The sequence below is a fragment of the Bacillus sp. ME78 genome, from assembly GCF_903970865.1.
Taxonomy (GTDB): domain Bacteria; phylum Bacillota; class Bacilli; order Bacillales; family Bacillaceae_G; genus Bacillus_A; species Bacillus_A cereus.
Genome location: NZ_CAJCKK010000046.1, coordinates 1 through 20,099 on the forward strand (window position 1 = coordinate 1; position 20,099 = coordinate 20,099).

Consider the following 20,099-nt stretch of genomic DNA (forward strand, 5'->3'; position numbering starts at 1 on the left):
AACAACATCCAATTTTCGCTGGAATAACTACCGAAGGGCCTGATATACCAAAAACTGTTGATATATCATTAGGTAAAGCGTTTGATATACTTGTTCAAATTCAAAAAGTGAGTCCATCTCAACTACATCAATAAATTTGTAATAATGTGGCTCAACGAAGTGTAGTATTGATGATAGTGTTAAGTGTCAATAGAGTTGTTTAGAAATGTCAGTTAGGTTATTTCATTAAAGGATTATTAGATGAAATAAATGTTTTCAAATTAGAGACGATGTGGGATAGAAGCACATTATCATTAAGTTAAGAAAATAAAATTCTCCCTAAGTAGATAAAATGAGGAACTAAGGAATTTATCCCACATTAACGGACAATAAGAGCTCAACCTCAAAATACAGCGAAAACAAAGAAGTTAGGCTGGGTGGGTTGCCTGTAAAAAACTGATTGGTGAGGGCTGATTAAAGTTTACTTTATACGTGTGATGGACTAAATCAAGAAATTGATTAAGGTACGTCGTTTCTTTTAGGAATCCTTATAATAAGGATTCCTTTTATGTACCAAAAAATTTGCAAAGAAAAAAGATAAGATCGGGAACACAATCTTATCTTTAACATAAAGAATTAGCGTATGAACAGAGTATAGCAAGCGGCGAGTCATAGTCGATAGTGAACTTCTGTCATGTTTATAAAGAACAACAAAAATTGAGTAAATAAGGCTGTATTGATAGTTATGTCATACAAACCGTGACATTTTGACACTAACGTATGTGACAGAAAAATACTTAGGATTAAAGTAGTAGTTTTTAACACATTAGCAATGAATGAGGAGGAGAAATTTTAATGACGAAAGCATTAGCTCAAAAAACTTTGCAAGATTTTTATTTCTTATTATTTACCTTTGTATCCGGCTTTTTTTACTTTTGTTTCTATCTAGTCAGCATTACATTTGCATTAGTAATGACGATTATCTTTTTGGGTATTCCCTTGTTGGCGTGGGTGCTGCAAACAACTCACACGTTTGTTCAGTATGAGCGCATTCAAACGAAGATTTATACAGATATATCGATAGATTTATTCGAACCAAGAAAAAAAGAGGAAGGAGATAAATGGATTAAAGCGATAGATACAATCCTCAATAATAGCAACTGGAGGGCTATTTTTTGGCTCATGCAGAAATTTTTTGTCGGAATAATGAGTCTTATATGTGCTGTTTTACTGTATGTAATGCCACTAGTATGTATCGTTACCCCCTTACTTTTTCAATATTTTAATATATACTTATTGGGCATTGCAGTGAATTCATTGGAGACAGCAATTTTTGTCATGATTGTTGGTTTCATTCTCATCTGGATACATAATCTTATTGGAAACGACTTAGTTCGAATTATTGGAATGTACACGCGTTTCATGTTTAAAGCTATAAAGGAGTGATAATTTGTTTAAGACTTTAAAACTATGGTTTTGGTATGATTGGGCCTTGCTTTGTATACGCTTTATTGTTTGGCTATCATTAATATCAACGACTATCCAACAACTAGATCATTTAACAGTACCACTTTGGATCATAATCCTTTGGGAAGTCGTTTCATTTTCAGTACCTTGGATTTGTTTAATGTTCAGTTATCGCTATTATTTATTTACTGAAATAATATTATTTGGCGGAGTTTGTTTCTATTTAACTTTATTATTTCCGTTAGCGTATCTTGCTTTTTTAATGCCAACTTTTATGATTGCGGCAAATAGCGTTCATAAATCTTACCGCTGGTCGGGTCCTATTACAATTATTTTGTTCCCGTTGCTTATTGCGATATTTTCCAAAGTAACAGATTTATGGGTAATCATCCTACAACTCAGTTTAGCTTTTGCTATGGGCTCTTTCTTTCGTTTACTGGCTATTAATTACCGTCAAAGTGAAATTATTCGGAACCAGAAACATGTATTGGAACAGTACGTATCCCAAGTTGAGCGGATTACATTACTGGAGGAACGTGATAGGCTCTCAAAAGACTTACACGATACGATGGGACATTCCTATACTTCAATTATTATGGGGATGGAAACATTGCGTATGGAATTAAAGTCTAAAGAAGGAGAGCAGCAGCTAGATTCATTATTACAATTGGCCCGTAACAGTATGGAAGAAGTAAGACTGTATTTACACCAATTAGATTTATCACAAGAGTCGCTTCCCTTAGCTACCACACTACAACAATTGACAGAGGAATTTAAGAAACATGCAAAAGTAAATGTACGTACTCGAATAATAGGGGAAGAGTATATGGTCTCCAAACAATCAAAAATGACACTATATCGGAGCTTGCAGGAATCACTAACAAATGCTGTTCACCATGGGCATTCCACAGAAATCATTGTGTCACTTCATTTTGAACCACAACAGATAAGATTGGATGTACAGGATAATGGCTGTGGGGTAGAAGAGTGGAAGGATGGCTTTGGATTAACTGCAATGAAAGAGCGTGTAAGTCAGTCACAAGGAAGAGTCATTGTTTATTCCAAAAAAGGGGAAGGGACATTAATTTCATGTGTTTTACCGAAACAAGTACAACTTTCTAATAAACAAATTCGCCTGTGTATTGTGGATGATCATTCTTTTATCCGAGAAAGTCTTCATACAATTTTGAGTGGACTGGAGGATTTACAAGTAGTGGGAATGGCTGAAGATGGAGAACAGGCTTTGGAATTGTGCGGGAGACTAAAACCAGATGTAGTATTAATGGATTTAGAGATGCCAAATCTGGATGGGATTCATGCAACTAAAATGATTAAGAAAAAATGGCCGGACATTCGTGTACTCATTCTGTCAACCTTCCAGAATACAGAAAGGGCAAAAGAAATCATACGAAATGGTGCGGATGGATATGTATTGAAATCCATAGATTCGCGTGAACTAGCTGAATCAATTCGTCTAGTCTATCGAGGAAGCGCGATGATTACTCATGACTTGTTCCATAGGATGTGGGAAGAGAATAAAGAAACAGGATTATTTGAATCACGATCAGATGGAATAGAGTATGGCTTGACGAAAAGAGAATTAGAGATTTTGGAACTATTATCACAAGGAAGCCGTTATAAAACAATAGCTTCGACACTTTACTTGTCAAACGGAACAGTAAGAAATTACGCCTCCAATCTCTATGAGAAGCTAGGAGTTAAAAATCGAGAAGAAGCAGTACAAAAGGCAAAAGATATAGGATTACTTTCATGACTCTTCCACTTGAACTAGTTAGCTGAAGTTAATGGGGAACTTACAGATGATGCAGGACATCACTACCCAATCCCACATTTGAAACTACAATGAAAAATAAAGATTTGGAACGCCTCTGCTTTTTTGTGAACAAAGTTGTTTAAAAAGGTTATTTGAATTCTCATATCGAAAAAGTAAAACACTATAGACGAAGACTATAAAATTTGTATACTATAACTAAATTTGAAACAAGGTTTAAGGTAGATGAATGCTTTATTGAAACCTATCTTTACAAAGGACTGGTAAATAGTTTTCATATTTGTTAGTACATCGGTTCTAAATCTAAAAGTAAAATAGGTATTTGGGTCAATAACATCTTTGATTTATATGTTATTGACCCAATTTAGAAAATATCTATTAAGTTGCCATGAGTAATTTTAGAATTGAAAGAGGGAATTTCGTAAATTCGGGGATAATAATACTCACTAAATTAAAGCTCTCTATAAAGAGAAGAATTTAGAAACTAAAGAAATCAGTGTGACGGTGCTTGATTGTAGTCAAATATAAAATGTGTTGTTTTGAGTTGAAGTAAGATGTGTAATTGAAAAAGATAACAGGATAATATATTTCTAATCATTTAAAGGGAAGAGGATGTGATTGAGGTGAATAATAAATATAATGAAAAGACGCATACATTGATTAAACAATTATTAAAAAAGTTTTCACCAAAAGTTCCTGGCTTTGCATATATTGCTAGTTTTGATAGCGGAGTAACGTATAAAGGTGCAGTTGGCTTAGCTTCTATAGAGGAAAATCTATCGATAACCACAAAGAGCGTTTTTAATATCGCCTCAGTTTCTAAACAATTTACAGCGTTTTCTATATTACTCTTAGAACAAGAGGGAAGATTGAGTTTAGATGATTCAATTGTAAAGTTTGTCCCTTCTATAGGAACATATGCTGAACCAGTAACATTGAGGCATCTAATTCATCATACTGGCGGACTAGTTGATTATATGGAATTGGCTCAAGCAGAAAATATTAAATTTACTGATATATTAACTGTGGAACAATCGCTAAAACACCTTAATGGTTATCAAATTGCAAGGTTCCCTGTTGGCACAAAATTTGAGTATAGCAATACAGGATATTTTTTATTGTCATTGGTGGTAGAGAAGGTAAGCGGGAAGTCTTTACGTCAGTTTGCAAAAGAACGTATTTTTGATTCTTTAAATATGAAAGACACAACAATTGTAGATTGCTACCCAACTACTATATCAATTGCTAGGGGGTATTCAAAGAATGAACAAGGAGCATATATGGTCTATGAAAGCCCTTGGGAACATACAGGTGATGGGGCAGTTCATGCAACAGTCGAAGACCTGGTAAAGTGGGGAGAAAATTTAACTACAGGTACCGTTGGCGGAAAAGAACTTGTTAAAAGAATGAGCAAAATAGGTCCGGAAATTTCTCCAACTGGGGAAACGATTATTGACAATGAAGATTATGCTTTTGGGCTAAGGCTTGCAGAAGGTTTTAACTGTCGATACTTGGAACATTCAGGTAGCTGGGTAGGTTATCGTTCATACTTCATGCGGTTTCCAAAAGAATATTTGACTGTTGTAGTACTAAGTAACTATGATGGATTTGACTCTAAAAAATATGCTAATGAAATAGCAGGAATTATTTTAGAAAAGTAAAAAATAGGGTGTAGAAGAGTATCTGGATTTGGTTAACCACACGTTGTTTTAGGTGTAATTGATTTTGGGAACGGAAGGCAGGCATATATTTATGCCTGCTTTTTTGTATTAAAATGAACATAGATATTAATTTTTTTGTAAATATGGAACAATGTCATTACTTACAATGTCTATTAAGCGTTGAAACATTTTTTATTTAATAAATTAAGAAAGGAATAATGATTTTTAATTAAGGGAGAAGATTGAATTGAAAAAATTATGGATGCTGTTTTTCATTTGTTTCGCAGTTATGTTGGTAGGATGTAATAAAAACGAACCGCCAAAACAAGCATTTGAAGAATATATTAATTTATGGAATGATAAAAAGTTTGCAAATATGTATGATCATTTATCAGATCATGCCAAAAAATCGATTTCTAAAAAAGAATTCACAGAAAAATATCAAAAAATCTATGAAGGGATTGGAGCTAAGAATTTAAAAGTTAAAATGAAAGGAGAGAATACGAAAGATAAAGAGCTTTTTCTTTTTGAAGTTAAGATGGATACGGATGTAGGACCAGTTTCATTCATCCACGAAGCAAAACTTGTGAAAGATAAAGAATCTTGGAAAATAGATTGGACACCAGACTTCATTTTCCCAGGTATGAAAAAAGATTACAAAGTACGTATGCAAATAGAACAAGGAAAACGTGGAGAAATATATGATCGCAATGGAAAAGGGCTTGTAACGAATGGTAAAGCGACTGAGGTTGGAATTATTCCAGAGAAACTAGGTGAAACAGCAGCGCAAACGAAAGAAATAGTAGCACAATTACTTGATATGTCTATAGAAGAAGTCGAACAAAAGCTCACAGCGAAATGGATAAAACCAGACTCCTTTGTACCAATTGGCATTTTAAAAGAGGGAACCAGACAGAATGATTATATTGAATTAGAAGGAGTTTCATCTCACCCAGTAAATATTCGTACATATCCATTAGGTGAAGCAGCGGCACACTTAACTGGATATATAGGAAAGGTGAATGCGGAGGAGTTAAAATCACTTCAAAAACAAGGTTATCAAGCAGATGATTTAGTAGGTAAGACCGGTTTAGAGAAAGTGTTAGAAAATAAATTGCGTGGTGAAAAGGGTGGACGCGTATTTATAGAAGATGAGAAGGGGAAAGAGATTAAAAACGTAGCAAAAAAAGAAGCAAAAGAAGGAGAAAATGTTACGTTAACAATTGATGCTGCAATTCAAGAAAAAATATTTAATGAGATGAAAACTGAAGCAGGGTCTAGTGCAGCGGTCAATCCTAAAACAGGTGAAACAATCGCACTTGTAAGTAGCCCTGCTTATAATCCAAATATAATAGTTAGAGGAGCATCGAAAGCCCAACGAGAAGCATGGAGTAATGACTCGAAACTACCAATGACGAATCGCTTTACACAAGCATTTGTACCAGGTTCCGTATTTAAAACGATCACAGGTGCAATTGGTTTGGAAACAAACACAATAAATCCGAAGGAAGAATTTAAAATTCAAGGATTGAAGTGGACAAAAGATTCGTCTTGGGGAAATTACTATGTAACGCGTGTAAAAGATGCAAGTCCAATTGATTTTGATAAGGCAATGAAGTACTCTGATAATATTTATTTTGCTCAACGAGCTTTGAAAATGGGAAAAGATCAGTATGTAAAGGAATTTAAAAAGTACGGATTTCATGAAAAATTACCAATCGAATACGAATTTCCTATTTCAATCATTGCAAAAGATGGGATAAAAAACGATATTCAATTAGCAGACACGGGCTATGGACAAGGACAAGTACTAATGACACCACTTCATTTAGCATTAACATATGCACCGATTGTGAATGAAGGGAATATTCCGTCGCCACATCTTTTAAAAGAGGCAAAAGTAGCAGGGAATTGGAAAGAAAATGTGGTTTCTAAAAAGAATCAAGAGATATTAAAGAGTGCATTAATCAAAGTCATTAATGACCCTGATGGCGCAGGAAGAATTGCAAAGGTTGATGGTGTAACGCTTGCTGGTAAAACTGGTACAGCAGAACTGAAAGAGTCGAAAGAAGCAGACGGAAAAGAACTGGGATGGTTCGCAGCTTTCGATGCAAATGCGCCAGACATGATTGTTACAATGATGATTGAAGATGTAAAAGGAAGAGGAGGAAGTAACGTTCCAGGTGAAAAAGTAAAACATGTATTTCAGAAATAATACTTAATTATAAGGTGAATTTTTTGACTAAATTTATTACATGTTTGCTTAACTCAAAGATATAAATTGGGGAAAATATAGAACAATTAAATTTCAAAAAAGCATTCTTTCTAATCGAGAATGCTTTTTTGCTGCGACTCTAGAAAGTTAATACCTTATCTTAATTTTCATTTCTAAAAAGTTGGCATTGCTAATGGTAAATAGAAGAGTATAGCAAATTGAAATGGACAAGTGGAGTGTTACGTTAAATTCAAAAAACAGATTTTCATGAGTAGAATTTTATCATTGTATGCTTTACTTGTTTTTTAGTAGTATTATTCTGCTTGAAAAAAGATAAACAATGGAACAAATGAAACTTGTATCTTGTCTATATATTGAAACCATAATAAAAGTGAGGGCAGTTTTTATGTTTATTCAAATAAGTTTGAGGTGTGGAAATGGAACAGACGTTTATTGAAAAGTGTAATCATGATGAGCTGGACTATGTTATAAAAGACTATTGGCAAGATGTATGGAATTATTCATTTATTATTACGAAAGATCCACACTTATCAGATGATATCACGCAAGATGTATTTATAAAGGTGTTTAAAAATTGGAATTCATTTCGAAAGGAGTCATCTATTAAAACGTGGATATTAAAAATCACAAGAAATACGGCAATAAACTATTTGAAATCCTCTTATTTTAAAAGGATATCTTTAATAGGATTTTTTAGTGACGATAAGCAATCCCTGTCAGCAGAACAAGAATTTTTTAACCAAGAAGAGATGAATGAGGTGTGGAAGGTTGTATTAAAACTACCTAAAAAGCACCGTGAAATAATTATATTGGACGCAAAATATGAATTATCATATGAAGAAATGGCTGAAACATTAGGAGTATCCATTGGAACTGTAAAATCGAGATTAAGTAGAGCGAGAAGTAAGGTTTCAAAATTAATAGGGGAGGGTAGTAGTGATGAACAATAAACAAAATCCTGACTGGTATAGAAAAATAAAAAAAGGCCCAATGGAGAATCGTAAAGATGAAGAAGAATTTATTTCTAAAATAAAGCAGTCTATATACGAAAATAATGAAGTGGATTTTGTAAAACATAAAAGACCATTTCGTAAAAAAGTATTGCCTGTTGTAGTTGTGTTGATTTGTACAATGTTATTTTTTATTGTTCAACAACCTTGGCCTGATGATAATAAATCACCAGTACAAAGTAGTACTCAAATTAAGCCTAAAACAAAAGATGAGTCTGCTCAAGATCCATCACTAAAACAATTTATGAATGAACTATATCAAAGTACGAACTCAAAAAATGAAAATGACTTGTACAAAGCGTTAAATGATGAAGTTCTATTTAAAGGGAAGAGTTATAAGAAGGATGAATTGAAGCTTGATGAAGATATTTTTCATGAGTTGCAAGTCGCTCTTGCAATGGGGGGAGAATTTGTAAATGATAAGAAGAAAGTTTACAAAGTGCCAAGTGGAATGACAGAAAGTAATCAATTAAAGCAAGAACACTTTATATATGCAACTGTTACTGGAAACAAAACGAAAATTTTAGCTGAACCAAACCGAGAATCAAAAGTTTTATATGAAGTATCTAATGAAATGGTAAAAGCTTGGATCCCGGAAAAAGTGCAGAATGATGGATATATAAAAATATCGACTATTAACGGTGATACTACTGGATATGTACAAAAAAAGTATATTTTAACTGATATTAAATATTCTTTCATGTTCGAAAAGAATCATGAAGGTATATGGGAAATAACGAATATAGAATCTATATGGTAAAAGAGGAAGGTTCACTTTAATGAACCTTCCTCTTTATCTTTATCCTTCTTTTGAAGTATATTCCAAGACTTTAAAACTTCTGATGTAACGAGAGCAGCGATGTTTTTTTCTGAATTACTACCAGGAATAACGACAGAAACGGCAATTTGTGGATCTTCAGTAGGAGCATAAGCAATGAAAAGAGAATGATTTATCATTCTTTCTTGCTCATTTGGAAAACCTGTAATACCTGTTTTACCTGCGACGTCAAAGGGCAACTTTTTAATTTCCTCTATATTTTGACTCATTCCACCTTGCACGACACTCCAAAAGTTCATCGGGTAACGATTTGAACTTTCTAAAATGGGTTTAAACTTTTTTGTTTCCTTACCATCTTGACCAATAATGGCACTTACGATTTGAGGTTTATATTTATCACCTTTACTTGCCAATGTTGCTGCATATTGAGCGAGTTGAAGAGGAGTATGCACTTCATTTCCTCCCCAAGAGGCATTTAATAAAGCGGAAATCCCATTTTCAAATTTATTAGATGGATGGAATTCATATTGTCCGTCTTCTTCAAAGGGCGAATCAATCCCGGTTTTAGAACGTAGGCCGAATTGCATTAAATAATCTGTCCATATATGTGCTACTTTTTCTATATTTCCATTATTTTGGTTGAATAAGGGCAGAGCTACTTTTGCTGTCATAAATGTGTTAGATGAATTAATGATAGCCTGCCTCGGTGTAATCTCACCTGTTGGTGTTCCAGGTGCATTCGTAATGTTATTTTGACTATCATACTGAAAAGTACCTTTATCTAAATAAGTATCTTCGGGTTGAAAAAGTTTTTCGTTTAATCCAATTAAAATAGTGAGTGGTTTTATAGTAGAAGCCATATTTACATAAGATTCACCATACTTTAATTTTTGAATTGCTTTATTTTGCGAAAGAGAGTTAATGTTTTCTTTTCTAGAAGATACACGTGTATTTAATATATTTGGATCAAAAACTGCCGTGTTGGCCATAGTTAAAATTGCGCCAGTTTTTGCATCGCTTACTACAGCATAACCAGCTTTAGCATCAGGTGTTTTCTTAATTTGAGATCTTAATGCTTCTTCTGCCTTTTGCTGCAACTCAGAGTCTAAAGCTAGCCGTACATCTTTACCTTTTTGTACTTTTTGAATATTCCATAAGAATTTTTTATTATTCAATTTAAAAATAAGAGTTTTACCTGGTTTTCCTTTTAAATCATTTTCATATTGCAGCTCAATCCCGCTTTTTCCAACAGCCTTATGCTTTGAATTAAGGTCATTTTCTACATACCCAATTACTTGTGAACCAATTTCGTGTTTAGGATAATATCGAATCCATTCATCTTTAATTATTACATTATTGGGTTTGTTTTTGTTTATGAATGCAAGTTCATTCTCAGTTATATCAGAGTATAACGGTATATCATTCATAGTCTGCTTTTTACAAGATTGTTGTAATTGAGATTTTAGGTTCTCTGTAGAAATATCATGTTGAAACTCGCTTGAAAATTGATTAAAAAAAGCTAATGTGTTTGATGTATCTTGTTTCGATAGCTTTTCGTCATTAGAAGTGCAATATAGAGACTTAACTTTCTTATTTGTAGCTAGTATTACACCATTTTGATCAAAAATCTTTCCTCTTTCAGCTGAAGAAGTTGCGATAGTAATTGAAATGAAGTTGATTTTTAATAAAATTAGTAAAATCAAACCTACGATAGAAAAAACCGCAAAAAATCTCCATCTTTTTATATGTAACATATAACCCTCCCTTATGTAGCCTATTTCATCTTATATTTAATTATTTTTTTTGTAAATGTGGAACAACTTTATTGTTTAGGTTGTCTATTAAGTATTACAGCATGAAGAAAGGAATAATTAGCATGAAAATTTACTAGCAAGTTTATATGTAAGTTTAATAAGAGTCATTATACAGTTTAGCTCTTCTCATGCAAGTGGCAAAAAAATAGAGAGAAAACAGGAAGGGAGAGTTATTAATTCCGTAGCTAAACGAAAAGGAATGGTTGCTTACAAGGATTAAGCAAAAAATTGAGGCGATATTTATAACCGATTATCGGTATCTAATATATAAGGAATGCTTTTAGTATTTGTAGCAATTTCTGAAAGGATTAAATGGAGGATTTATGAAAGAACAAAAAGGCAAGAAGCAGAAGACATATATATCTATTCGATTAAATATAATGTTCCTTTGCATATTTGTACTATTCTCAGCTATTATTATGCAGCTAGGAAAGGTACAAATCGTTGAGGGAGAGGCTTATAAGAACCAAGTGGAAAGTAGTCAAAATGCAATAACTAGTATTCCAGTTCCACGTGGACAAATTTTAGATCGAGAAGGGAAAACAGTTGTTAATAATAAATCTCTTCGCACAATTACGTATACAAGGGTGAAGGGAATTACGAGTGAAGATATTTTAAAAACAGCAAAAGACTTGGCGAAAGTACTTGAAATGCCTGAACAAGATATAAATAAATTAACAGATATCGATAAAAAAGATTTTTGGATGCAGTTGAATTCGAAACGTGCGGAGACAAAGATTACTAAGAAAGATATAGAAAAGTTTAAAGAAAAGGGTATAGAGGGAAAAGAGTTAGATAAAAAAATAGAAGACTTAAGACGAGGTCGTGTTACAGAGGTAGAATTAGCAGAATTAACAGCACAAGATTTAAAGGTGTTAGCTATTAAAAGTAAAATGAGTTCAGGTTATCAACTAACACCACAAATCATTAAAAAAGATGTAACAGATGAAGAGTATGCGCGGATAAGCGAAAATCTTGCGAATTTTCCAGGAGTAGATGCAACTGTTGATTGGGAACGTAATTATGTAAACGGTAATTTATTTCGTTCTGTATTAGGAAATATTACGAGTAGTGAAGAAGGATTACCGAAAGAAAATTTAGATTCTTATTTAGTACGTGGATATAACCGTAATGATCGTGTTGGAAAAAGTTATATTGAACAACGATATGAAGATGTATTACACGGCACAAAAGAAGAAGTGAAAAATATTACTGATAAATCAGGAAACATTGTTAGCACAGAAATAATCTCTAAAGGAAAAAGTGGTAATAGTTTAACATTAACGATTGATATGGAATTACAAAAGAAAGTGGAAGAAAGTATAGAGAAAAACTTGAGAGCTTTTAAGAGTTCAGAGCCACTGCTCGATCGAGCTTTTGTTGTCATGACGAATCCAAATAACGGACAAATTTTATCAATGGCAGGCAAAAAGATTGTAGAAAAAGAAGGGAAAATAGAGGTTGAGGATTTGGCATTAGGAAACATGACAACTTCGTATGAGCTAGGGTCAGCTGTAAAAGGTGCTACTTTATTAACTGGATATGAGACAGGTGCAATACATCCAGGAGATCAATTTTATGACGCGCCGATGAAATTTAAAGGTACACAAGCTAAGAAATCGTGGAATGTATCCGGATTTGGTAATATTAATGATTTACGGGCTTTACAAGTATCTTCGAATGTATACATGTTCCAGACAGCTTTAAAAATTGCGGGAGTTAATTACGTACCAAATGGCTCATTGGATATTAAACAAGGAGCATTTGATACGATGCGCTATTATTTCAAGCAATTTGGTTTAGGTGTCCCAACAGGTATTGATTTACCGAATGAAATAATTGGACAAACGAGAAAAGTAGATAGTCAACCTGGGTTTTTACTAGATTTTTCTATCGGTCAGTATGATACGTATACGCCGTTACAATTAGCGCAATATATTTCAACGATTGCGAATGGTGGTTATAGAATGCAACCTCAAATTGTACAAGAAATACGAGAACAATCAATAAAAGAAGAGGTTGGCAAAGTTATACGTTCCATAGAGCCTGTCGTATTAAATCGAATTGATATGAAGAAAGAACATATTGATCGGATAAAAGAAGGGTTTAGATGGGTATTCCAAGAAGGTGATGGAACTGGCGTGAAATATTTCAAAAACGCGCCATATAAACCAGCAGGAAAGACAGGAACAGCCCAAACTGTATATGGTGGAGATGACCCGATTGGTAGAAATGCAAAAGGAGAACGTATGGAATGTTACAACTTAACGTTAGTTGGATATGCTCCATATGATAATCCAGAAGTAGCATTTTCCGTAGTAGTTCCATGGCTTCATGATGATAAAAATGGAATTAATTCTATAATCGGAAAGGAAGTATTAGATGTATACTTTGATTTAAAACAGCAACGTATACATGGTGAAGCTACTAGTACAGGTAGTTCTAAGCAAAATTAGAGTACTTTTCTCAGGGAAAGACCCTGTTCATATAAAGCCATTTATAAGTAAAAAAATGAAATATGAAATAAGAGATAGAGGCGTCGTAGCTACTATCTCTTATTTTGTTAATAACTCTCATACTAGCTATAATTTTTTTAGTTTATGGAACAAACTCGTTTCGCTGATTGTCTATTATGTGTACGTATAAATAGGTGTTAAGAATTTGAAAGGAATGATGATTTTGAAAAACAAGAAGATGCTAAAAATAGGAATATGCGTTGGTATATTAGGTTTAAGTATTACAAGCCTAGAAGCTTTTACAGGAGGGGCACTGCAAGTTGAAGCGAAAGAAAAGACTGGACAAGTGAAACATAAAAATCAGGCGACGCATAAAGAGTTCTCTCAACTTGAGAAAAAATTTGATGCTCGAGTAGGTGTATATGCGATTGATACTGGTACAAATCAAACAATTTCTTATCGATCTAACGAAAGATTTGCCTTCGCATCAACCTACAAGGCTTTAGCAGCAGGAGTATTACTACAGCAAAACTCAATTGATACATTAAATGAAGTAATCACATTTACGAAAGAAGACTTAGTGGATTATTCACCTGTTACAGAGAAACATGTAGATACTGGAATGAAACTAGGAGAAATTGCTGAGGCTGCTGTTCGTTCAAGTGATAATACTGCAGGGAACATTTTATTTAATAAAATAGGCGGACCTAAAGGATATGAAAAAGCGCTTAGAAAGATGGGGGATCGGGTTACTATGTCTGATCGCTTTGAAACAGAATTAAACGAAGCTATTCCAGGAGACATTCGTGACACTAGTACAGCGAAAGCAATTGCTACGAATCTTAAAGCTTTTACGGTCGGAAATGCACTTCCAGCTGAAAAACGTAAAATTCTTACAGAGTGGATGAAAGGAAATGCTACAGGGGACAAACTTATTCGTGCAGGCGTACCAACTGACTGGGTAGTTGGAGATAAATCAGGTGCTGGCAGTTACGGGACAAGAAATGATATTGCTATCGTTTGGCCTCCGAATAGAGCACCAATTATCATCGCAATTTTATCTAGTAAAGATGAGAAAGAGGCTAGCTATGATAATCAACTCATTGCAGAGGCAACGGAAGTTATAGTTAAGGCTCTTAAGTAATAATCTTTCAATTCTTTATGTAATATAATTAAAAATAAGAACTTGGAAAGCGATTCTTTTTAATGTGAAAAGAATCGCTTTTTTATAAGCATGTAAACTATTTATACCTATGTATTATAAAGATATAATTAATGTAGAAAAGAGGGTGAATAGTTATGGAGAATGACAATCAAGTCTTTTGGAGAACAGATTGTCTTGTTTTGAGAAGGTTTAGTATGGATGACACTAACTACTTTCATTTTTATCGTTCTAATCCAGAAGTGGCTAAATTTCAGTCATGGGTTAATTATCAATATCATGAGGCTAAAACGTTTGTAAATGAACAAGTTAAAAATAATCCTAATCTACCAGGTACTTGGTTCCAGTTCGCAATTGCTTTGGCTGAAAATAACAAAATAATTGGAGATTGTGCACTTCACACACTTGTAAATGAACCTCGCATCGTAGAAATTGGATTTACTCTTTCTCCAGAATATCAGGGGAAAGGCTATGCAACTGAAGCTGTTTGTGCCTTACTGAATTACATATTTCATTCATTACGGAAACATAAAGTGATTGCATTTTCGGACGTTCGAAATAATAAGTCTATTTCTGTACTAGAACGAGTGGGGTTGAGGAGAGAAGGTCATTTATTACAGAATTACATGCTAAAAGGGCAGTGGATTGATGAATATCAATATTCAATATTGAAGTCTGAATGGAATGACGCTACATAATTTTAAAATTTAGAAACAATGAAGGAACTTATTCATGAAATTGATGAAAATGCCTTTGTCACTGTATATGATGTTGCGGAAGTACAAGGCGGAAACTTTAAAAAGCATGATATTCATTAAGGGTATTAACTAAGTTAAATGTTTTATACATAGTTGATTATTGAAAAAGATAAAAAACTCACCACATATAGAGAGACAACTGGTATGTACTAAGATGTACAACGGCAAGATACATAGAACTAAAACTAAGATATTCATACGAACTCAAAAAGCTGAAATTCCTTAACTTGGGAATTTCGGCTTTAATGTTATATGATAGAGTTACGATTAGAACAGAACCGGGCATGTTTACTTCAACAGAGTGATATAAGTTCTTCAGTTCCTAAAATTAGAAACTTGTACTTGATTATCGTAGTTAAATCGATTTCACTTTAAAAGAGAACCGTTAGATAAAAAGAATAATCTATTGAAATGTTTTTGAGAATTGTAGTATTGATGAAGATTTTAGGAGGGAATATGAGAAAGAAGATTAAAAGAAGTATATTACTTATTGCTACATTAGTAGGTTGTAGTATCTTTTTATATTTACAGAACAATTTAATAAGTATAACTGAGGTTAAAATAACCTCTAGTAAAATACCATCCTCTTTTAAAGGGTATAAAATTCTACAAATTTCAGACTTACACAATAAAAAATTTGGCGATAATCAAGATGTGTTAATTCAAAAAATAAAAAGTATAGACCCAGATATTATTGCGATTACGGGTGATTTAATTGACAGTAAATCATACGATGCAGAAGTTAGTATGCAATTAATACGAGAAATTGTAAAGAAATATCCTGTATATTTTGTGACAGGAAACCATGAACAATGGTCTGGAAAGTATAACAATTTAGAAAAAGAGTTGAAGAAATATGATGTCAATGTTTTAAGGAATGAACATGTAGGCATTCGAAAGGGTGAGCAAGAAATAAACTTGCTAGGTATTGATGATCCAGAGTTTGTTACTGGAAACCGTGATGAAGGAAATATTATAATAGATGAAATTAAAAAAGCGAAAATTGAAATGCAGCCAGATAAATATAATGTATTATTATCCCATCGGCCTGAATTTATAAAGGAATATACGAATGAGAGGTTGGATTTGGTTTTATCGGGACATGCTCATGGAGGGCAAGTTAGATTGCCATTTATCGGAGGATTAGTTGCGCCAAATCAAGGTGTTTTACCTAAATATACAGCGGGTTTATATGTAGAACAAAATACATCAATGGTAGTGAGTAGAGGATTAGGAAATAGTATCATTCCGCAAAGGATTTTGAATAGGCCAGAAATTGTAGTCGTGCAGCTAAATTAAGCAGTACGATTTTTTTTATACAAAAATGAGTAAAGGGGCTTTCTGTATTTTGCAGGAGTAAACATTACAATTTTGTTAAAAATTTTCTACGTTACATAAAGTAACAAAATTTGACCCTCAGTGTTTGTTATAGTGTAAATAATCAAAAAACTTAAAATTTGTCGAGTGAAAATTGTGATAAGTAATTCATATAAAAAACTTAAAGGGGTGTACACATGCATAAAGAATATGAAATTGAAGAATACACGGCGATTGAGGAACAAATCCATTATTATTGTAAATGTTTATTAGTAAGTCATCCTGATCAAATAATAAAGTATTTAGAAAAAAGGTTAGAAAAATATGCAGAAACATTACAATATGCACATTTATATCCTGACACAGTTATTTTACCGTTACAGCAATTAGTTATCGAATATTCTTTAGACGTTGCTAGAATTCGGAAGTATATGAATTTAAAAACGTAAAGTGAAATTTATAGTTTAAATGAAACAGAGTCGACTTTAGGAAATGAAATTCTAATGTCGACTCTGTTTCATTGTTTAATATCGGTGATTGAACATACATACTAATCAACGAAGTTTGACATATAATTAAGCAAGAGTAAAATAAAAGTGAGTACTCACTCATTTTTATTGGAAAAGGAGGATGAAACGTGCAACAACCTTCAATTATTTTACGGACTGTATCAAAAAGTTTTGGAAAAAAAGAAGTGTTACACAATCTTTCATTGCAAGTTGAAAAAGCAGAGATTTTTGGTTTTGTTGGACCTTCTGGATCGGGGAAAACAACGCTCATTAAAATGATTGCAGGTATTAATGAAGCAACGAAAGGTGAAGTGCTTGTTAATAATACTAATATGCCTAATTTAAATGAAATGAAACGAATTGGTTATATGGCCCAGGCGGATGCATTATATGAAGAATTGTCAGCATATGAAAATGCAGATTTTATAGCAACGATGTATGGATTAAAGGGAAAAAGTAAAAAGACAAGAATTGCAGAGGTTTTTGAACTTGTACAATTGTCACAGTATATGAAAAAGCAAGTACAACAATTTTCAGGTGGAATGAAAAAACGCTTATCATTAGCAATAGCACTCCTCCATGAACCAGAAATATTAATTTTAGATGAGCCTACAGTGGGGATAGATCCGCTTCTTAGGAAAACGATTTGGGAAAAATTTTATGATCTTAAAAAGAAAGGCACAACGATTATTGTAACGACGCACATTATGGATGAAGCTGAATTTTGTGAGCGTCTAGGATTAATTAGAGAAGGGAAACTAGTTGCGGTTGGAACAACTGAAGAATTGAAAAAACGCGTGTCATCTGGACGGATTGAAGATGTCTTTTTGTTGGAAGAGGTGGTGTCATCATGAGAGTTACTGGTGTAATCATTCGTATTATTCGCCAATTTTTTCGAGATAAGCGTTCGTTAGCGATGATGTTTGGGGCACCAATGTTATTACTTTGGCTATTATCGCTAGTGTTTACACAAAAAGACTATATACCGCAAATTGCTGTTGTTGATATGCCCGCTCAAATAGTAAAAGTGATGAAAAATCAAGAAGCGTCAATTTATGAATACAGTAAAGAAAACGCGATTTCTGAGTTAGAAAAACAAAAGGTAGATGCAATACTTCGAATAGAGAATGGAAAAATGAAACTTCTGTTGGAAGGTAGTGATTCGTCAAAAAATCGTGCTGTACTTCAAGTATTGCAAAAAAGCACAGAGAAGAATGATGTATCGATTATGAAACCTGAAGTAAATTTTTTACATGGCTCTAAAGACTTTACGATGTTTGATGGGCTTGGTCCTGTATTAATTGGTTTCTTTACATTTTTCTTTGTATTTATATTATCAGGTGTATCCTTCGTAAGAGAACGTTTAAGTGGTACGCTAGAAAGGTTATTATCCACCCCAATAAGAAGATGGGAAATAGTCGCAGGTTATATTATTGGTTTTGGAATCTTTGCCTTTATACAATCCATAATTATCGTAAGTTTTTCCGTTTATATTTTAGATTTATACGTAGCTGGCTCTATATGGCTAACGCTACTTATTACATGTATGCTCTCTTTAACTGCACTAACATTAGGTACGTTTTTATCGGCATACGCAAATAATGAATTTCAAATGATTCAATTTATACCGCTTGTTATTGTGCCACAAATCTTCTTTTCTGGATTGTTTCCAATGGAATCTATGAACAAGTGGCTACAAATGTTAGGGAAAGTATTTCCACTCACATACGGCGCTGACGCAATGAGACAAGTGATGATTCGGAATCAAGGGTTTACAGAGATTGCATTAGATCTTACTGTATTATTACTTTTTTCAATATTATTTGCAGTAGGAAATGTATTTGCTTTAAAGAAACATCGCAAAATATAATAATGACAAAAAGGAGCTTTATAAATGCAGAAGGATTGGCTGGAGGAATTAATAGCTGCAACTAATACGGATAAAAAAAATGAACGTCAAATGCGAATATTAGAGGCGGCTGTTGATATGTTTGGAGAAAAAGGATACGCTTCAACTTCAACAAGTGAAATTGCAAAACGGGCTGGTGTAGCGGAAGGAACAATCTTCCGCTACTATAAGACGAAAAAAGATTTATTACTAGCGGTCGTAATGCCAACTTTAACTAAGTTCGCTGCACCATTTTTCGTACAAACCTTTGCAAAAGAAATATTTAAATCGGAGTATGAATCATATGAAAGACTTTTAAGGGTTGTAATTCATAATAGGTTTAAATTTGCTCAAAAACACTTTCCTATGATAAAAATATTAATTCAAGAGGTGCCATTCCAACCAGAACTGAAAAATGAAATACAGCAATTAGTAGAAACAGAACTGTTTTCACATTTCAAAAAGTTGATTGTGAAATTTCAAGAAGTAGGGGAAATTATTGAGATACCACCATCTTCCGTACTACGTCTTACTTTATCAGCTGTATTAGGTTTATTATTAACACGATTTTTATTATTGCCTGAAGAAAAATGGAATGATGAAGCGGAAATTGAAAATACGATTCAATTTATATTGTATGGATTAACTCCACGATTTTAATCGTTGAAGTGTGAATTACATACATTACTTTTAAGTAAAAATAAATCGCCTTTAAAAAGGCGATTTATTTTCATTATATATTTTTGATAAATAAGTACTTGTTTACTAAAAACATTCTAAATCAGCGTGTTTCTTTGTCTCTTCTTCTAAGACCTAATAATCCTGCTAGTCCTAATAAACCAAGCCAAGCCCAATTATTATTTTTATCACGATTATCATTTAAATCATTTGTTGTATTTACATTTCGAGTTCTTACATCATTATTAACTCTGTCTAAGTTATTGTCATTTACTCGAGTTGAAATATCAGTGTTATTAACTCTATTCATATTATTTCCATCGTATTCAGCTTGCGTAGATGTACCTAAAAACATAATAGATAGTGCTAAAACACTTAAAATAGATGATAATTTCTTTTTCATAACAATCCCTCCTTTCTTAATCATTAATTTCTCCGAAGCAAGTGTGTATTATTCATTTCACAATATCTAAACCCTCATTAATAAGGCGCACATTTATAGAAAATAGAGTTGAATGATTGTTAATATATCATTGGATATATATTTCTCATAAAAATAAATGAATCAAACTTTGCTTAAAATGTTAATCTTAG

General features: G+C 33.1%; 17 protein-coding genes and 1 pseudogene. 16 read left to right on the top strand and 2 right to left on the bottom strand.

Going from position 1 to position 20,099, the window contains the following annotated elements; genetic code table 11:
• From H6481_RS26670 to H6481_RS26700, 7 genes are all read left to right on the top strand, one after another.
• The coding region (locus H6481_RS26670; RefSeq protein ID WP_182813646.1) for an erythromycin esterase at nt 1–134 on the top strand (134 nt) is incomplete at its 5' end.
• Nucleotides 135–834: 700 nt separating this feature from the next.
• On the top strand, nt 835–1,425 hold the full coding sequence (locus tag H6481_RS26675; RefSeq protein WP_109737348.1) for a sensor domain-containing protein: 591 nt from the start codon (nt 835–837) through the stop codon (nt 1,423–1,425).
• A gap of 4 nt (nt 1,426–1,429) precedes the next feature.
• Nucleotides 1,430–3,220 (top strand): hybrid sensor histidine kinase/response regulator transcription factor, encoded by a 1,791-nt coding sequence (locus H6481_RS26680; protein ID WP_182813648.1) that lies wholly within the window; start codon nt 1,430–1,432, stop codon nt 3,218–3,220.
• A gap of 641 nt (nt 3,221–3,861) precedes the next feature.
• Nucleotides 3,862–4,899: a serine hydrolase domain-containing protein gene (locus tag H6481_RS26685; RefSeq protein ID WP_097987337.1), complete on the top strand. Its 1,038-nt coding sequence runs from the start codon at nt 3,862–3,864 to the stop codon at nt 4,897–4,899.
• Nucleotides 4,900–5,146: 247 nt separating this feature from the next.
• Nucleotides 5,147–7,114 carry a penicillin-binding transpeptidase domain-containing protein gene (locus tag H6481_RS26690; RefSeq protein ID WP_097987329.1) on the top strand — a complete coding sequence of 656 codons (1,968 nt, stop codon included), beginning with the start codon at nt 5,147–5,149 and terminating at the stop codon, nt 7,112–7,114.
• 437 nt (nt 7,115–7,551) lie between these two features.
• Nucleotides 7,552–8,085, top strand: a complete 534-nt coding sequence (locus tag H6481_RS26695) for a sigma-70 family RNA polymerase sigma factor (protein ID WP_000438330.1) — start codon at nt 7,552–7,554, stop codon at nt 8,083–8,085.
• Nucleotides 8,075–8,905, top strand: a complete 831-nt coding sequence (locus tag H6481_RS26700) for an anti-sigma factor (RefSeq protein WP_097987328.1) — start codon at nt 8,075–8,077, stop codon at nt 8,903–8,905. The genes H6481_RS26695 and H6481_RS26700 overlap by 11 nt, the downstream gene beginning before the upstream one ends.
• An 11-nt stretch (nt 8,906–8,916) precedes the next feature.
• On the opposite strand, the gene H6481_RS26705 is transcribed toward H6481_RS26700, so the two are convergent.
• Complete coding sequence (locus tag H6481_RS26705; protein WP_182813649.1) at nt 8,917–10,677, bottom strand: penicillin-binding protein 2; 1,761 nt, start codon at nt 10,675–10,677, stop codon at nt 8,917–8,919.
• A gap of 383 nt (nt 10,678–11,060) precedes the next feature.
• Between H6481_RS26705 and H6481_RS26710 the strand changes: the two genes are divergently transcribed.
• The 9 genes and pseudogenes from H6481_RS26710 to H6481_RS26750 all read left to right on the top strand — a co-directional run bounded on the left by H6481_RS26710 (nt 11,061) and on the right by H6481_RS26750 (nt 19,487).
• Nucleotides 11,061–13,193: a penicillin-binding protein 2 gene (locus tag H6481_RS26710; RefSeq protein WP_000662990.1), complete on the top strand. Its 2,133-nt coding sequence runs from the start codon at nt 11,061–11,063 to the stop codon at nt 13,191–13,193.
• Nucleotides 13,194–13,410: 217 nt separating this feature from the next.
• Nucleotides 13,411–14,337, top strand: coding sequence for a class A beta-lactamase Bla1 (gene bla / locus H6481_RS26715; protein ID WP_142306891.1), 927 nt, complete (start codon nt 13,411–13,413; stop codon nt 14,335–14,337).
• Nucleotides 14,338–14,492: 155 nt separating this feature from the next.
• Nucleotides 14,493–15,053 carry a GNAT family protein gene (locus tag H6481_RS26720; protein WP_048656286.1) on the top strand — a complete coding sequence of 187 codons (561 nt, stop codon included), beginning with the start codon at nt 14,493–14,495 and terminating at the stop codon, nt 15,051–15,053.
• A gap of 18 nt (nt 15,054–15,071) precedes the next feature.
• Nucleotides 15,072–15,173 (top strand): annotated as a pseudogene (locus tag H6481_RS26725) (DUF2179 domain-containing protein); the annotation flags it as partial.
• A gap of 396 nt (nt 15,174–15,569) precedes the next feature.
• Nucleotides 15,570–16,412 (top strand): metallophosphoesterase, encoded by an 843-nt coding sequence (locus H6481_RS26730; protein ID WP_182813651.1) that lies wholly within the window; start codon nt 15,570–15,572, stop codon nt 16,410–16,412.
• Between the two features lie 215 nt (nt 16,413–16,627).
• Nucleotides 16,628–16,879, top strand: coding sequence for a hypothetical protein (locus H6481_RS26735; RefSeq protein ID WP_000548621.1), 252 nt, complete (start codon nt 16,628–16,630; stop codon nt 16,877–16,879).
• Between the two features lie 188 nt (nt 16,880–17,067).
• Nucleotides 17,068–17,793, top strand: coding sequence for an ABC transporter ATP-binding protein (locus H6481_RS26740; RefSeq protein WP_001187075.1), 726 nt, complete (start codon nt 17,068–17,070; stop codon nt 17,791–17,793).
• Nucleotides 17,790–18,809: an ABC transporter permease gene (locus tag H6481_RS26745; protein WP_053564454.1), complete on the top strand. Its 1,020-nt coding sequence runs from the start codon at nt 17,790–17,792 to the stop codon at nt 18,807–18,809. Before H6481_RS26740 ends, H6481_RS26745 begins: the two co-directional genes overlap by 4 nt.
• A gap of 24 nt (nt 18,810–18,833) precedes the next feature.
• Entirely contained in the window at nt 18,834–19,487 is a 654-nt protein-coding gene (locus H6481_RS26750) for a TetR/AcrR family transcriptional regulator (protein WP_044306561.1), read from the top strand.
• A 121-nt stretch (nt 19,488–19,608) separates the two neighbouring features.
• Here the strand turns inward: H6481_RS26750 and H6481_RS26755 are convergent, their stop codons facing one another.
• Nucleotides 19,609–19,908, bottom strand: coding sequence for a WGxxGxxG family protein (locus tag H6481_RS26755; RefSeq protein WP_000728157.1), 300 nt, complete (start codon nt 19,906–19,908; stop codon nt 19,609–19,611).
• Nucleotides 19,909–20,099 lie beyond the last annotated feature (191 nt).

Excerpts from the sequence above, each read along its gene's own strand:
- H6481_RS26730 (WP_182813651.1), top strand. The coding sequence starts at position 15,570 with ATGAGAAAGAAGATTAAAAGAAGTATATTACTTATTGCTACATTAGTA.
- H6481_RS26750 (WP_044306561.1), top strand. The coding sequence starts at position 18,834 with ATGCAGAAGGATTGGCTGGAGGAATTAATAGCTGCAACTAATACGGAT.
- H6481_RS26755 (WP_000728157.1), bottom strand. The coding sequence starts at position 19,908 with ATGAAAAAGAAATTATCATCTATTTTAAGTGTTTTAGCACTATCTATT.
- H6481_RS26720 (WP_048656286.1), top strand. The coding sequence starts at position 14,493 with ATGGAGAATGACAATCAAGTCTTTTGGAGAACAGATTGTCTTGTTTTG.
- H6481_RS26705 (WP_182813649.1), bottom strand. The coding sequence starts at position 10,677 with ATGTTACATATAAAAAGATGGAGATTTTTTGCGGTTTTTTCTATCGTA.
- H6481_RS26695 (WP_000438330.1), top strand. The coding sequence starts at position 7,552 with ATGGAACAGACGTTTATTGAAAAGTGTAATCATGATGAGCTGGACTAT.
- H6481_RS26700 (WP_097987328.1), top strand. The coding sequence starts at position 8,075 with ATGAACAATAAACAAAATCCTGACTGGTATAGAAAAATAAAAAAAGGC.
- H6481_RS26675 (WP_109737348.1), top strand. The coding sequence starts at position 835 with ATGACGAAAGCATTAGCTCAAAAAACTTTGCAAGATTTTTATTTCTTA.
- H6481_RS26735 (WP_000548621.1), top strand. The coding sequence starts at position 16,628 with ATGCATAAAGAATATGAAATTGAAGAATACACGGCGATTGAGGAACAA.
- H6481_RS26745 (WP_053564454.1), top strand. The coding sequence starts at position 17,790 with ATGAGAGTTACTGGTGTAATCATTCGTATTATTCGCCAATTTTTTCGA.
- H6481_RS26710 (WP_000662990.1), top strand. The coding sequence starts at position 11,061 with ATGAAAGAACAAAAAGGCAAGAAGCAGAAGACATATATATCTATTCGA.
- bla (WP_142306891.1), top strand. The coding sequence starts at position 13,411 with ATGATTTTGAAAAACAAGAAGATGCTAAAAATAGGAATATGCGTTGGT.